The organism is Sporosarcina sp. JAI121 (genome assembly GCF_013408665.1).
GTDB lineage: Bacteria > Bacillota > Bacilli > Bacillales_A > Planococcaceae > Sporosarcina.
In genome coordinates this window covers 477,617-492,874 of sequence record NZ_JACCCL010000001.1, presented here as the reverse complement: position 1 = coordinate 492,874, position 15,258 = coordinate 477,617, and the positions used below count along the sequence as shown (strand labels likewise).

At 36.2% G+C, this 15,258-nt stretch carries 17 protein-coding genes; 2 read left to right on the top strand and 15 right to left on the bottom strand.

All coding sequences use genetic code 11. From position 1 onward, the window contains the following. Positions 1–241 precede the first annotated feature (241 nt). The 3 genes from HDC33_RS02350 to HDC33_RS02340 all read right to left on the bottom strand — a co-directional run bounded on the left by HDC33_RS02350 (position 242) and on the right by HDC33_RS02340 (position 4,041). Positions 242–2,266, bottom strand: a complete 2,025-nt coding sequence (locus HDC33_RS02350; RefSeq protein WP_179390921.1) for an acyltransferase family protein — start codon at positions 2,264–2,266, stop codon at positions 242–244. Between the two features lie 825 nt (positions 2,267–3,091). Further along, the gene (locus HDC33_RS02345; protein WP_179390920.1) at positions 3,092–3,433 is read right to left on the bottom strand and encodes a hypothetical protein; all 342 of its coding nucleotides are present in this window, start codon (positions 3,431–3,433) and stop codon (positions 3,092–3,094) included. Positions 3,434–3,657: 224 nt separating this feature from the next. Then, entirely contained in the window at positions 3,658–4,041 is a 384-nt protein-coding gene (locus HDC33_RS02340; RefSeq protein ID WP_179390919.1) for a hypothetical protein, read from the bottom strand. A gap of 401 nt (positions 4,042–4,442) precedes the next feature. On the opposite strand from HDC33_RS02340, the gene HDC33_RS02335 reads away from it, so the two are divergent. Beyond that, positions 4,443–4,610, top strand: coding sequence for a hypothetical protein (locus tag HDC33_RS02335; RefSeq protein WP_179390918.1), 168 nt, complete (start codon positions 4,443–4,445; stop codon positions 4,608–4,610). Between the two features lie 444 nt (positions 4,611–5,054). On the opposite strand, the gene HDC33_RS02330 is transcribed toward HDC33_RS02335, so the two are convergent. Both HDC33_RS02330 and HDC33_RS02325 read right to left on the bottom strand, forming a co-directional pair. Continuing rightward, positions 5,055–5,276 carry a DUF3953 domain-containing protein gene (locus HDC33_RS02330; RefSeq protein ID WP_179390917.1) on the bottom strand — a complete coding sequence of 74 codons (222 nt, stop codon included), beginning with the start codon at positions 5,274–5,276 and terminating at the stop codon, positions 5,055–5,057. A 255-nt stretch (positions 5,277–5,531) separates the two neighbouring features. Next, positions 5,532–6,194 carry a hypothetical protein gene (locus HDC33_RS02325; RefSeq protein WP_179390916.1) on the bottom strand — a complete coding sequence of 221 codons (663 nt, stop codon included), beginning with the start codon at positions 6,192–6,194 and terminating at the stop codon, positions 5,532–5,534. Positions 6,195–6,732: 538 nt separating this feature from the next. On the opposite strand from HDC33_RS02325, the gene HDC33_RS02320 reads away from it, so the two are divergent. Further along, on the top strand, positions 6,733–7,092 hold the full coding sequence (locus HDC33_RS02320) for a hypothetical protein (RefSeq protein WP_179390915.1): 360 nt from the start codon (positions 6,733–6,735) through the stop codon (positions 7,090–7,092). 249 nt (positions 7,093–7,341) lie between these two features. Here HDC33_RS02320 and HDC33_RS02315 read toward each other — a convergent pair whose 3' ends face one another. From HDC33_RS02315 to HDC33_RS02270, 10 genes are all read right to left on the bottom strand, one after another. Further along, the gene (locus HDC33_RS02315) at positions 7,342–8,340 is read right to left on the bottom strand and encodes a zinc-dependent alcohol dehydrogenase family protein (RefSeq protein ID WP_179390914.1); all 999 of its coding nucleotides are present in this window, start codon (positions 8,338–8,340) and stop codon (positions 7,342–7,344) included. Positions 8,341–8,555: 215 nt separating this feature from the next. Beyond that, on the bottom strand, positions 8,556–8,993 hold the full coding sequence (locus tag HDC33_RS02310; RefSeq protein ID WP_179390913.1) for a VOC family protein: 438 nt from the start codon (positions 8,991–8,993) through the stop codon (positions 8,556–8,558). A gap of 641 nt (positions 8,994–9,634) precedes the next feature. Continuing rightward, positions 9,635–10,252: a hypothetical protein gene (locus tag HDC33_RS02305; RefSeq protein ID WP_179390912.1), complete on the bottom strand. Its 618-nt coding sequence runs from the start codon at positions 10,250–10,252 to the stop codon at positions 9,635–9,637. A 189-nt stretch (positions 10,253–10,441) separates the two neighbouring features. Beyond that, the gene (locus tag HDC33_RS02300; RefSeq protein WP_179390911.1) at positions 10,442–10,852 is read right to left on the bottom strand and encodes a hypothetical protein; all 411 of its coding nucleotides are present in this window, start codon (positions 10,850–10,852) and stop codon (positions 10,442–10,444) included. A gap of 174 nt (positions 10,853–11,026) precedes the next feature. Further along, the gene (locus HDC33_RS02295) at positions 11,027–11,521 is read right to left on the bottom strand and encodes a VanZ family protein (protein ID WP_179390910.1); all 495 of its coding nucleotides are present in this window, start codon (positions 11,519–11,521) and stop codon (positions 11,027–11,029) included. A 47-nt stretch (positions 11,522–11,568) separates the two neighbouring features. Next, on the bottom strand, positions 11,569–11,961 hold the full coding sequence (locus HDC33_RS02290) for a topoisomerase (RefSeq protein WP_179392590.1): 393 nt from the start codon (positions 11,959–11,961) through the stop codon (positions 11,569–11,571). Between the two features lie 141 nt (positions 11,962–12,102). Next, positions 12,103–12,273 carry a hypothetical protein gene (locus HDC33_RS02285; RefSeq protein ID WP_179390909.1) on the bottom strand — a complete coding sequence of 57 codons (171 nt, stop codon included), beginning with the start codon at positions 12,271–12,273 and terminating at the stop codon, positions 12,103–12,105. A gap of 234 nt (positions 12,274–12,507) precedes the next feature. Beyond that, positions 12,508–12,807, bottom strand: a complete 300-nt coding sequence (locus HDC33_RS02280; protein ID WP_179390908.1) for a hypothetical protein — start codon at positions 12,805–12,807, stop codon at positions 12,508–12,510. 309 nt (positions 12,808–13,116) lie between these two features. After that, complete coding sequence (locus tag HDC33_RS02275) at positions 13,117–13,671, bottom strand: DUF6241 domain-containing protein (protein WP_179390907.1); 555 nt, start codon at positions 13,669–13,671, stop codon at positions 13,117–13,119. A gap of 198 nt (positions 13,672–13,869) precedes the next feature. Next, on the bottom strand, positions 13,870–15,240 hold the full coding sequence (locus tag HDC33_RS02270) for a catalase (RefSeq protein ID WP_179390906.1): 1,371 nt from the start codon (positions 15,238–15,240) through the stop codon (positions 13,870–13,872). Between the last annotated feature and the right edge of the window lie 18 nt (positions 15,241–15,258).

Genomic DNA, 15,258 nt, shown 5'->3' with positions numbered 1-15,258 from the left:
GCTTCGATGGTTTTGTTGGAAACCCCCTCGTTGGTTGAACACTTTCCTGGATTGGTTGGAGACTTTCCGACATTCGTTGGACAGTCGCTGATTTTCATTGGACACTTCGATGGTTTCGTTGGACACTCCACAACAAATGGCCATTAATTCAAAAAAAGTAACTCCAGTTTTCACTCCGGAGTTACTTCTTTTGATGTGACATACGAGTTGATGGAATTGAAATTCTGATACTAACAAGTACTTAATCCAACAATTCAATTCCCCTCGTTACATCCAAACTCTCCAAAGCTTCCTGTAACGGCTTCTTTAAAGCGGGCGCTAATGTTTTTGCGTACTGTGCGGTAATGTGGTTGTTGTCGCGATAAACAATAATATTCCCGATGACAGGATAGCAAGTTGCATCATCACAGAAGTAATCAGTCAAATCTGCAAAAATGACGTTAGATGGAATTCCCTCTGTATTTTCCCACGGTACTACTTTCGATACTCCTTGGTCTCGTGTGATTGCACAATCCAATGGGTCGTCTGCTTTTTCCAAACAACTCGGGATATTCTTCTTCATACGCGGATTATCTCGGACCGCGAATATCGTCGTGATGCCTTCAAGTTGCGTCCACTGACCGATATACCCGATAGGAACTGTATCATGCTTATTCAATGTAGAAGTCGTAAATACCAAGTCGGGTGGATTTTCTTGTAAATGTTTTAGTAAGTTCGCATTCCAATCTAAACATGTTTCAGTTAAATGTTTTTTCGAGTCCTCATTTGTAAAGCGGCAACCATCATGATTGTACAAATCTAATTGAAAATTCAGCTCCTCCGCCAAAATCTCTAGCGCTGGAAACCAATGCCCTGAATGCGATCCGCCAACTAATGCAACTGTATAATCTGGATTGGCCAATTCACCAAAAGAACATTTCTTTACGTGAATTTGACCTTTCCCTAAGCACTCCATTTGGTCATAAAATGCCGGTAAATCTTGCTTAATGTTTAACTTGGATGGAATGGGTTCAAGCCCTTCAGGTGGCTCAATTTTTTCGTAGATAGCCCTCGCACCAGGATAATCCTTTTCATCGTAACTCGTAACAAGCATTTCTGCCTTCACATTATCAATATACAATGAAATTAGGATTGTTGAGCTACCTGCAATACATACCATCACCGTCAATAAAGCGATAACCTTCCCCTTCATTTTCCTGCTATCCATCTTCAAAACGGGTGCTTCAATTACTTTAGTCGAAATAAAGGATAACACTACCGTCACGGCTAAAATTATGACACCGTCAATAAGTGGAACTGTTTTCGTGTTCATAAAAGATTGATAAAAAAGTAAAAGCGGCCAATGCCATAAGTAAATGCCATATGTAAGTCCACCTAAAAACAACAGTGGCTGTACACGTAAAATTCGTTCGACCCCGAACCGCGTTCTATTTTCAGAAGCGATGATCAGCAATACGACACCACTAATCGGAACTAGCGCTAAATAGCCTGGGAATACCGTTGACACGGGTAATAAAACCCCCGTTAAACAAACAATGGATAAACCAAGCCAGCCTAGCAACGTATTTACCCATTTATTCAAAACTAAATAAGGTAACAGCAATGCTAACAAACCACCAACCCCAAATTCCCACACCCGTGCAAATGTATCAAAATAGGCCCATGGCTGGTTTTGGTTTGTTTGATAAACCGAGTAACTAATCGAGCTCGTACAAATAATGAACAATGCGACTAAAAACGTTTTACGCACAGGCGTTTTGAAAACCTTTTGTGCGAGAAAAAACACGATTATGAGTAAAATTGGCCATATAATATAAATCTGCCCTTGCACACCAAGTGACCAATAATGCTGAAAGGGACTGGCAGCATTATCTTGTGCTAAATAATCAACCGCATCAAAGGCTAAGCGCCAGTTTTCAAAATAAAGTATAGACGCAGTCATATGGGTAATGATTTCGCCCCACTCAATTTGGGGTAAAAATAATAACGAAAAGCCTCCGATTACAACAACTACTAACAAAGCTTGCGGAAATAATCTTCTAGATAACCCTAAAAGAAACTCTCCGATTTTAATCGTGCCCATTCTCTCTATTCGGGATAGTAGAGACATCGTAATTAAAAATCCTGAAAGAATAAAAAACACATCTACTCCTCCAGATACTCTACCGAACCAAATATGATAGACAGCAATGAGTAAAGTTGCGATCGTTCTGATTCCTTCAATTTCCGGGCGATACCTTTTCTCAGGTTTTCTTAAGTCCCTCATACGTTAATCCTATGTATTCTATCTAACAATTTTTGTTCCTCCTGTAGATACTATTACTTTCTTCTTTCACAGAGCTAAATCGTGATTATGTATAAAACGGGGTAAACGGCGCATGAAACAGATAACGACATTCTACGCGACTTATCGAATGTCACCAAAAAGTCCGATTTCCCTCAATCCCGTTGATTTCCGTTCTGAGCGGACGCTTTCCGCGGGCACGGCTTCAGCCTCCTCGTCACTGCGTTCCTGTGGGGTCTTCAGCTCGCGCTGTTCCCGCAGGAGTCGCCGCTCTCCACTACAATCAACTAGTTCTTACTATATTTTCAGTGGCCACACTTATCGCAGAAGGCACCGCCAAGCGCCGCAATTATTTCACTCGGACTCTTTATTTTAACATATATTATGTAGCGTATGAATCGTATCAACCAAACATCAATGATGGTAATAACAGGTTAAAATATGTCGATTCAACGTTTTTATCTTGCTTCTATTAAAGACCTTTACAACACCTACTATAAAATGAAAAAAAGCAACTCCAGTTTTTACTAACGGGTTCGGTTGATGGGGAGAAATACGCTTTTAACAGTGTAAATAGCAAACTAGACGGCATATGTTTCAACAGCAAATTTACAATATAAATGGAAAATAAAAACGCTCAGAAATGAACTGCACCCCAATTGTTGGACACAATCTAACAATTGGAGGTGTAGTTCATTTAGGAACGTTTTTTTGTATGGGTTTGTTTAAAATATGTATTTAATGAATCTAATTATTTAAGTAGAGCCTTATTTTTTATTTTGAACATATAATCTTTTTAATGCAAAATTATTCTCGTCCGATAAAATATTCTCTAATTTCAATTGGTAATTCTTCTATAGTTATAATTTTCATTTTTTTCGTTCCGGGAGTAGTTTTAATTAAGTGGGTTTTCTCATTAACTTCTAATAATGTAATTTGTGTAATCATATTAGGGTTAAATTCTTCTTGAATATATTCAATACTCTTATAGTCGATATTTTTAGGATCAAGAAACAGTGACTCTGGATTATCAGAATTCCTTAATGTCTGCATTAATTCTAATGAATTAGAAGGGTTAGTAATAGCCCAGTGAATGGTCGGCGCTGCAATTATTAATAAAGCAAAAATAATGGCTAATATTTTTTTCATATAAGATACCTCCAAAATTAAATCGATAAATATACTATTTATTAATTGTACCTTATAGATGCCTTACTTTTTATATTTCGAACTTACTTTAAAAACAAAGTTCCCAAAGCGCCGTTTGTTAACAATTCTTTCCTTAATGTTGTAAATCCTCAAAAATATGGCGAGACCCCTTATTCCACTAAAGCACCCGTGAGTTTAAAAAGAATCAAAATCAAACCAGCATTTTAGCCGTTTTTCTCTTTAAAAAAGACTAGGTCCAGAAAAACAAGTCCAAGAGATAAACCTAGGGAGGTAGAAACTATGTTATACAAATCAAACTCTAATGATTTAAAGATATAGTCAGCAATATAAGTAAACCCACTTAAAAAAACAAAATAAGCAATAAATTTATACAGTCTTTTTCTTATTTCAATCCATTTTAATTTTCTCATATTGATAATTACCGCAATCATGAAATAAAAAAAAGAGAGAAAAAGAAAAATGATATAGCCGATTACAAATGCAAGAGAAAAACAACTATCAATGTCCTTATATACAATGAATAATGTAGTAATTGTGCTTACTGTTAACAGTACATAAATGATATAAGTTAAAATATTTTTCTTCATTTTACACCCCACTGATTTTCAATACCTTAACCTTTCTTTAAGTATCTCAGTAAAATCCATATTTGTTTATGAGTAATTTTTACCTTCTTCAGCTAACCTGCCCCGTTACTTCAATAACAAAAAAGGCTTTACTCCTTCTTGAAGTAAAGCGCCTGTTAGTCGAATAAGGGATATTTGCAATTACTTTTAATTATTATCCGTAGTTAATTGGTGAATAAACAAAATGAGGCATATTTTAAAGAGAAATAAAATAGAATAAAGAAGGATATTAAAGAAAAGAGGAAGTTATTCTGAACGACCAAAATAAAAATAGTATAGAAGATGACTTTCCAGCTAATTTACAATATATAGGTCAAATATTCGTTACTTTGGGAGATATTATTACAACTGTCGGTTTAACTATGGAACGGGAACAAGCTATGCAAAAACAACAAAACCAACAAAATCAACAAAAAGAGAGTAGTCCAGAAACGCAAGATATCATGAAATTACGTAAAGAAACAGAGAAACTACAAATGCAAATGAATTCTATACAAAACCAAATAAATCGAATAAATAAGTTGAAATAGATATTTTAATAAAAATATGTTTCATTGGAAAAGTTTACACGTTATAAATATTTGAAAAAAAGCAACTCTGACTTGTTGTACTAACCTGCCACTTTAGTTCAATAAGAAAAAAGGCTTTAACCCTTCTTGAAGTAAAGCACCCGTTAGCTTAATTAGTGACTGCTGCTGGTAGCATTGCAATGCTCCACATAATAAGAGTAAACGATATTGTAAGCCAAAAAGTACTAACCGTAGTTTTTTCTTCGTGTTTTACCTTTTTCAATATAGAAACCAAATTCAAACAAAATATAACGCACAGGATAGGCATTAAATAAATCCCTATTAACGCAAAAATAATCATATTCTCACTCCTTTGTAGTTGTTTATCATTGTTCAACTAAACTGCACCGTTAGTTCAATAAGGAAAAAGGCTTTACTCCTTCTTGAATTAAAGCACCCGTTAGCTTAAAAAGTATAAATGGCGACAAAAAATAAAAATGCTGCTGCAAGGATAGAAGATATCGCATTTGATTTCCGTTTTTCTTGAAATTCTACAACTCCGGTAACCAACATAAGTACGCCTACAAAAAACATCATATATGGCATAAACTCAAAGTTTTTAGTAATTAGACTATAACCTGCTAGTGCCATACCAATAACCAATGAGGTAATTCTTAATATTTTCAATATATACCTCTACCCCCATTAAAATCCTACACAAGTTCTTATTTAACCGTATCATATTGAACTCTATTTTTGGTTTAAAAATGGAACTCCTTGTTGAACTAAACTGTCCGTTAGTTCAAGAAGAAGTAAGTCCAGTCTCTTCTCTTCCAACAATCTAAGATAGTGAAATCCGATAAAAACTTTAACTACAAAGCTTAAGATCTTAACACCCATTTCCCCTCTGCAGTAGTAAGTGCTAATACAGTCCAGTGCCACTTAATTGCAGCAAGGTTGTGACGATATATTTTTTCCTAGCTCCTCGTCATCAAATTTCTTTTCGTCCGATATCTGGCCACTCTCCCTAAAAAAGGTGTACCATTTGCCATCTTTCTTATAATAATGGAAGCCCTCACCTTGCGCGCCCTTGCTTGTTGACTCACCTTGGGGAAGACCGTGGATAGAAATATATTCATATACTTCCTCATAACTTACTGTAAACACTTCAGAGTATTTATGAGTTCTCATATCTTTCACACCCAAAGTTTCACAAGCAAAGACCAAGGCACTCCCATCAAGCAGGATTTGTATTTGAGTTTCTTTATCAACTAAATCTCCCACCTTCTTTTTTGGTGCATTCTTAATCCAGTGACGTTCTGGTAACGCACTTTCATCAAACAAGCCCCGAAGATACGTAATAGCCTCATTCCAAGTAGAAAACACAGTAAAATGATACGGCATTTGCCCCTCTTCCTTCCACACGGCCCATTGGCCGCCAGTAAGTTCCGTCGCAAACCAAAAGTCATCATTTTCAGTAAAGAAAATGGCATAGGAATTTTTCTGAGCTTCCTTCCATGTATTGTAGCCCAACGATGATGCAAACTCCGTTGCAAACGGCCCAAACTCTCTAGAAAAAAGTTTCTTAAAGTAGTTCATAACCATATTATCAGTCCTCATTTCACCCGTTATGAAGTATCGCTTTTTACTAGGCGTTAAAAGTTTAGTATATCAATAACATTGCTGAAGGTTAAAAATCCGGGAATTTTTTTGTTCGAATAGGTACACTTCTAGGAACAAAAAGGAGAAGAAACTTTATACATCACTTTTACCAACCGCTGAACATTCCGTATCCTTCAATTCTTTCTGTTGCATCTATCTGGGCCATACTTCAGTTACTAGTGGATTCACTAATGAATTCACAAGAAGTGTAATAATAAAAAATTAACCGTATTGATAACGATTTTAGTTTCAGCAATCTTTTTAACGGCATGCAGCAGTGGAAGTGAAACGACTAAACCATTCGAATGGGAACCCGATCGCATCATGACCACTATGGTATACGAGTAACTTATGATAATGTGTGTCTATTAACAGATTTCTAAATGAGAGTTCCCTTCTAATTCATACACGATGCTGTACTTGCTTTTTTTTGCACTATACAAATACTAGTTAGTTACCTTTTACTTAAAGGAGAAAAATTATGAAATTTTTTTCGAGATATAGTGAAGCTAAGGTCAAAAAACTCACCAATAAGAAGTTGTATGAGCGACTTACACGACTGAATAATGATAAGGCACCCGACTCGAAATCAATAAAGGTGATTCTATCGGAAATTGCCAATCGAGACCCAGCTGATTATGAGTTGGGAAAAATCGAGGCAGAAGTAGAAAAGTCCAAACGCCATGCCGTTATGGAGACAACTGACATCCTCTATCTTGAAATTAAGTATTACGAGGACTATCTCGCCAAGCCGGAATCCGAAACTGATCCATACGAGCGCAAGCTCCGATCCGCCATGCTTGAAATGATTCAGAAGGAATTGAGCCGTCGGGCAATTTAGTATAATCTCTTAACGAGGATATTTGCACTATTTGACAAATATACCCAACATTAATTAATAAGTCTTTCATTAAAAATTTAAAGAAACGAATGCTCCTAAAAGGATGGGTGTTATTTTGCACTTCCAACTTTAAAAACCCAGCAACCTTCATAGTAGTTAACTCCATTACTCAATAAGAAAAACTGCCATGTAAAGGCAGCCGATCATGGGGATATTTTAACTTTAACTAAATCTTCCTTGCAAGTACTATTACCAACAATTTTTCAAAACAATTTTCCCTATCGCCTTGCCTGACTCCATGTACTCATGGGCTTTTGAGACTTCATCAAACGTAAAAATATTTGAATCCACAAGCGGACGCAGCTTCCCTTCCTCAACCACCCGTGCAATCTTCTTCAAAATTTCTCCATAATGTTTATGCATATCCTTGTTTACTATCTTTAACAACATAAAGGTAACATGTAGAGATAGTCCCTTCAAATGCACTGGGGAGAGGTCATGAGTCGAACGAGTAGCAATGGCTATTACCGTTCCATGTACCGCGGCCGCTTCAAAAGAGCGATCAAGGTTTTCACCCCCTACCGTGTCAAACACGATGTCAAATCCTTTTCCGTCTGTATATTTTTGTACATAGTCGTGAACGCTTTCTTCTCGATAATTAATAGTTACATCAGCACCAAGGCGCGTGCCAATCTCCAGCTTCTCTTGCGAAGAGGCAGTTGTATAGACTGTCGCTCCTCCCCATTTGGCTAGTTGAATAGCAATGTGTCCTACACCGCCAGAAGAGGCATGGATCAGTATATTTTGTCCCGGGATAAGCTTTGCCCGATTAAATAAGGCTTCCCAAGCGGTAATAGCAACCAATGGTAAAGCTGCGGCTTCTTCCATCGTCAAATTTTTCGGCTTGTGAGCAAGTAAATCAACATCCGCTAGCATAAACTCCGCAAGTGCACCGCCATCAGTCCCTCTAAATCCACCCGCGCATCCAATCACTTCATCGCCAATTTTAAACTCGGTTACTCCTTCACCCACCGCAGATACTAAACCTGCCACATCCCCATGTAATACTGCTGGAAACTCGGGTGCAACGGTTGGAACTGCACCAGCACGGACTTTCGTATCAATAGGATTTACACTTGTAGCCTTTACTTGGACAAGTACATATCCAGGTTTTAGTTCAGGTTTTGAAATCTCTTTATATTGAAATACGGATGGTTCACCAAAAGTTTCAATAACTTGTGATTTCACCTTAGTCACTCCTTTCTATCTACCCAATTTTAACAGAAGATTCCGTTTTTAAAAATAAATGAGATTGATTAAGAGATTCTTATTCACGAGTTGAATAAGAACAGAAACGCTTACCTTACAATCGCGCCCGCTTGCGGAACAACTTTATCGACGAGGCTACATATTTCACTGGCGGTCTGCCAAAATTCATCAATTATTGGCCAGATAACTAGTAATTATTTGATTTTCTCCGCCAACTCTAAAATAATTCCCTCTGGCCCACTGCAGTAGCATAACTTATAACTTTCTTCATAGTGTAGTATCTCACTAAAGATTTTCGTACCTTTCTTTTTCAACTTGGCAACAACAGCTTCAATATCCTCAACAGCAAATGCAATATGCCGGATACCCGGGGTATTAGCAAAAGGTTGCTGAATTTCTCTTTCATCTGACGGATTATAAAATTTGATCAGCTCTATCCATACCTGACCGTCTGGTGTCCCCAACCCTACACATGCTACTTTAACGTCATTAAGCCCAAATACCTGACTTATCAACTCTCCTTCCATTTCCCATTCCCCTTGCACCTCAAGGCCAAAATCGAGAAAAAATTCTTTAGCGGCAGAGAGATCATTTACGTTTACACCCACATGATCTATTCTATGGATCTTCAAATCTCATACCTCCTATGTTCCTGTTATTTTGCAATATCCTGTATTCTTGATAAGTGTGGTTGTAATTCTAATTCGCTAAAAACACAAAATATCCTTGTTCAATAAACTGGTCCGATTGTTGAACAAGAAAAAAGAGCCGTCTAAGCAGCTCAATGATCTTCAAGTAAGCACTTGTTAATTGAACAAGACACTTTTTTAACTTGTCAGCTTACCCTCGTATTATTTTTTCATCTTTCTTGATTGAAAATATAGTAAAACAAAAATTATAATGACGAATATGTTTAATATTATTAGGAAAATTTTATGGCTGAATAACAAAATAGGTACTGATGCTATATGTAAGATTGGTTCTACATTAGGTACCTCAATACCCATAATACCTAATAGTACAGCACCTATAACAATCCCCGCACAGCACAATAATAATATAAATATCCATTTTACTATATGTAATATTACAATAAACGTCCTCTCAAAAAGAATTGGAAACATATAAACCTCTTTCTACCAACTTATATTTAAAAAATTGAAGGCTACTCTCCAAACTATTAAAACAAGTAAAAAAAACCAGTTTGATTCTTCAACTAAATGCCCCGTTTGTATTAGAGTGACTGTATCTTTCGAAAATATTCCTAAGTAAATTAACCGAATTCACATAAACTTGGTATTACAAATTCAGGGAGTGTTTTTGTTATATTTTCGTAAGTTGAAAAGTACTTCTGATTTGAAAGAACATCAATACTGTCTCCATCATATCCAATCCAAAAAATACTCGTATCTACTTTCGGTATGATGACTATTGTTTTTTCAATTAATCCGTCCCAGTTTCCTTTCCACTTTCTTAATTCAACACTAAAAACATCCTCTTTTGTACCCCAAACAACAGTACCTCCTCCACAACCAAGTGTAATATAAAAAGGAAAAGCTGCTAAAAGTTGCTTTTTATCTTGAATCTTTGCGACGGAGACGCACTTTTCATTATCCTCTGTTAGGTAGCGATATTCAATTTGCACTGCATTAAAAATCTCTTCATATTCATTCTTGTAATAATTAGGTACATCTGCACAGAAATATAAAGGATATGCTTTTATATTTCCCATCCAACTCGGTACAAAATTCTCTTCACACTCTGGTAAATAAATATCACAAATTGATACTACATAGGGAACTTTTTTATCTACTGCAAACGGAAAACATCCTCCAGCATCTGGTGTAAAATCGTAGTATTTACTCGGTAAATATCCAATAGATAAGTTCAAGTATATTACCTCTTTCCGCCATTTTCTTTTGGGAAAACCTTCACAATCCCTTCTAAAATGTAACATATATATCCTACTATCTTTAAGGTATTATGCCGCAATATGGCCCGATTGTTGAACACAAGTTAAACAACACTCTTCAACAAACCTACTCGTTAGTTGAAGAAGGATTTCATTCTTTTAAGACTTTTACAGTAAATTAATTCTTCGCTTTATGGTTATTTTTTCTAATAACAACCAAATATGAAAATAAAGAAGGGAACCTGAAATTCCTAGAATCAGGTACTCAATAACTCCATCGTCCCATCCATTTCTTATAAAATGCGATAAGGCATAAATGTTACAAATTATCCCCAAAAGGATGAATACAATCATAGAAATAAAATATGTCTTTGATTTAAAAAGCTTCTGAACACAAGAAACTAAATAGACAGCGATAAAACCATTAATCAAAAAGACTGGCAATATGAAAATGCCCCATATCAAAAGAAAATCAGCCAATTCAAAGAAGTTTAGCGCGCCAAAGTAGTTTAACGAAATCAAAAGTACAAATATAAAACTGCTAATAAAACTAGTAATTATACAAATAATCGGTTTCATTTCCATATCCTCCTTTCAATAAGGATAGGTGTATTTACTTGGATAATAAACGGGAACACCCACCTTACTTCTTCAACTTTTTAAAAAGGGAAAGAATTGAATTATTGAAGTATTCCGCCCCTTTAGTTCAATAAAAAAAGGCTTTACCCCTTCTTGAAGTAAAGCACCGGTAGTTTAATAAGAAATTTCACGAACTTTCTTTTGTTTTATGTATCTTATAAGTATAAAGATAGCGTAAATAGCTATATACCCTATTACACCCCCAAGTGTGTTTAAAATTAAATCATCAACATCAAAACTTCCAAATTTAAATACAAATTGAATAAGTTCAAATGTCATACTTAAACAAAAGGATGCTATGGCAATATTTTTGAACAAGTGGAATCTTTTTGATAGTAAAGGCAAAATAAAACCAAATGGTGCAAAACCAATGATATTTCCAACTAAGTTTTCTACTCTCATATTGAAATTTATATCTGCTAAGAATAAATAATAGATTATCGTTTTAAAAGGAATAAAGTTATGACTCCAGGAACGACCATCATAACTAAAAGTAAAATGATTAATTATGTCAGGAATTGTTAGATATTTAAATAAGATTAGTTTTGAAAGTACCAATAAATAAAAACACAATACAACTACTAATACTCCTTTTATAAAAAACCTCATATTTAATAAACTCCAATCTCAATCTCTAACCTTTAAGAACTTCACTGTTAGTATTTCTCAATCTTTATTTTTATTTTCATTTTTTCTCCGCTAATTGATACTGTTTCTGTTTCAGAAACATTCTTAATAGAATCTTCAACTATTTGTTGAATCAACGTATCATCAATTTTTGCATCCTTCGGGAAACCTACTGAAACTGTTAATTCATCAGTACCACCATCTAACATTATTGCTAGTGAATCACTTTCAAGTTCCGTTTGTTCTGTAATAGATACTATTATTTCATTTTGTAATTCAGATATTAAATTTGATATTCCATCATTTCCCCCGTATTTCTGAGAAACTACTACTTCCTGTTCGCTTTCTAATACCTCGGTTGTATTACATCCAACTAACAAGATTGAACAAAGTACCATTCCTGAAATTATAGCTTTTTTCATCACTTCTAAATTCCCCTTTCAAAGATAAATTGCACATTCCACAACAATTCTCCATATGTAAGTTTGACGGTATATATTGGTTAAAGTTCCAAATTTGGTAATAATATTATTAAACTAAACTGACCCGTTAGTTGAATCAGATTAATTCCTCTTCTTATTTGTTTGAAAAGCAGCTATTATTCCTCCTATCATTAACAGGCTTCCAACTAAATGCATAATTTTATTACCTTGTTCTCCTAAATTGTCACTAGTGACGCTAACCATAAATCCGCCGATTACAACTGATAAGATTATTAACAGTTTTTTCCACATAACAATCAACCCCTGCCATTTATACGTTTGAGACGAATAGAGGTTCCAATTTCAAGGGAATTCCCAATCAGAAATTACAAAAGTGCTTATAGAGTATTATTCCACTAAACTGGCCCATTAGTTCAATAAGAAAAGTGAGCTCTCTAAGAAATTCTGTTATTCGACTAAAACATCCGTTAGTTTAATAAGAACCACAAGTAGATAAATCAAACAAACTAACCAGATAGTTAGATATCATAGATTATAAAATGTATAAACACCCCATATAAGTAATACTACAAACATTATTAAAGTTATAAAATCTTTGTTTTTTTTCTTTTCATTATAGAAATAAATTTTATTAATATAATAAACGATACCAATAATAATACCTGTAAATGCCAAAGTAAACCCGAGAACAACATTTTGTTTAACCTGAAAATAGAAGAGTAATGCTAAGTAAAATATAGCTAATGCTTTTTTAATTTTTGAGTATTTTCTCGAATTAAAAATGATTTCTTTTATCGGTATATTACTCTCTGAATCTCCATCCATTTATCCCACCCCTATTCAATTAAATGGCTCGATTATTGAACACAAGTTAAACAACACTCTTGATAGGAATAGGTAAGGCTTTGAAGTTATCACCACCTTTTCCCTCCATCACACCGTACGTGCAGCTTTCACCGCATACATTTATGCGGTGTCTTCATTTTGCATGCTAATTGATGTGCTAATTCGTATGTCAAATTGACTAGAGCATTGATAAGACAACAAAAAAAGACATCGTTTCATATGTTAATTGTGTTCCCATCTTTGTTGTTATTCAATGTTTTCTCCCCATCAACCGAACCCGTTACGTTTTCACTCTGGCGTTACTTCTTTTACTTGAACTGTAAAATGCTCTTTAATAAATTTCCTTTCTTCCTCTGCGCTCAAGATTCCTGTCGCTCGTCCCACATTCCCGCCTTGAAGCTCCCAAATAGCGTTATGATCTTTGTCTGCCTGTGAGAAGTCATTGTTTGACCAGCGCGTAAGGATCCTTATATACAGTTCCGAATTCTCGTAGCTCGATTTGTTTTCTTCAACGACTTCAATCAAGCGTGTCACACGGTCTTGGGTTAACGGAAGGAAGCCCCATTTATCTTTTGCTTGAACTTTTTGATGTGACATGCCATGAATAGCAGCTTGAACATCAAATTCATCCATTGAGCTTGGGAATTCCATTTCAATTGGCTCTTTTCTTACTTCGTCAATTTCAATTATTACCTCTTGAAAATCTTCCCCACCCCCACCTTTCGGAACAGTCTTTTCTTCGATCGTTACATCACCTTTACTCAATTGATTGAAAACGAAATATGCAAGTATACCTAGTACAACAATCCCCGCTGCTATGTACATTATTTTTTTATTTTTCATGAAAATCCCTCCCCACTTGATAACATTCTATACTTGAGTAATTTTATATGTCATCTTTACCACAAGATTATATCATTAATATAGTTAAATGTACCTGTGTCTGACTCTAAATTAAACATACAAAAAACCAGACAGTGGTAATTTGTCTGGTCTTGATTTCATTATTATAAAATTGTATTCGCACATAGGCACATAGAATTAACCTTTTGTCTGCATTTCAATTTGCTGGACAACTCGTTTTCCCAATTCCGGTGACGCATTGTGCAAATACGTCAGAACAATGCGTCGCGTTTCATGGGATATGCCAGCAAGATCAGCCGAAAGATTAGTGACGAGGTGGTTTTGCTGCACAGGTGGAAGAGCGTGATAAAATTGCCCGGCCTGCGTAAAATCATCCTGTTTTGGTAAATCGGATCGTACAAGATGCCCCTTCACATATCTGCCTTTGCCGCTTGTCACAAGAGAAGCGGGCGTCCAGTCTTGCTGATGATTGATAGGTATTTTGCGGAAATCCGGTCCAAGCCGCCGACGCTGGGAATCCGAGTAAATATTGGCGCGCCCCTGCAGCATCTTATCATCCGATAATTCGACCCCATCCAAGAGATTGGACGGTGAAAACGCCACTTTCTCCACTTGTTCCATATAGTTATCTGGGTTGCGATTCAACGTCAGACGGCCAACTGGTTGAAGGGGGTACTGCCGTTCATCCCAAACTTTCGTATCATCCAATGGATCATAGGGAAGAATGGTTTCGTCATTTGGATTCATAAGCTGCACATAAAGCCCATAGACAACGGGCTTCCCCGAAGCTATGGTATCATGCAAATCCTTACCTGCAATATCCGGATTTTCGCCGTTCCATCGGGCCGCTTCTTGAGCGTCTATATACTGCTCCCCAGCCTCAGGAACCCAGTGATATTTAACATAACTGCGAACGCCCTGCTCATTCCTCCAAACATAGGTGTTCACACTATGACCCGGCATGTGGCGAAAGCTTTTTACCGTGCCTGCATCAGAGTAAAGCCGAACAACTAAATGGGTTGATTCCGGTGCTCTGGCTACGAAACTCCAGAACCGTTCAGGATCCATCAAATTAGTTACCGGTGAGGGTAAAAAAGCCTCAATGGACTCCGGAAAGCGTATGGCATCTCGTACCAAAAATACAGGGATATGATTGAAGACCAAATCAAAAATGCCCTCTTCCGTATAAAACTTAGTAGAAAATCCACGCACATTTCGTGATGTATCCGGCGTACCCTTAGTGCTTACAGCCAATGAAAACCTCACTGTAACTGGAACTTGCTGCCCAGGATTTTGTAGAAAACAAAGCTTTGTGTAGTTCGCCATAGAATACACGGTCTCAAAGTAACCGAAAGCACCAAAGCCTTTAACATGTACTGGTCTTTCCAAAATTTTTGAATGGACAAATCCCTCTAATGTTTCATGTAACATACTGTCCTGCTCCAGTACAGGACCTCTTTCACCTACAGTCTGTGAATGCATTCCTTTTGAATTATTTCTGTTTAGTTGCGTGGAAGAGCCCGTTTCCCCTCCATTGTTTTCTCTCATAGTTATTCCTGCCTCCTG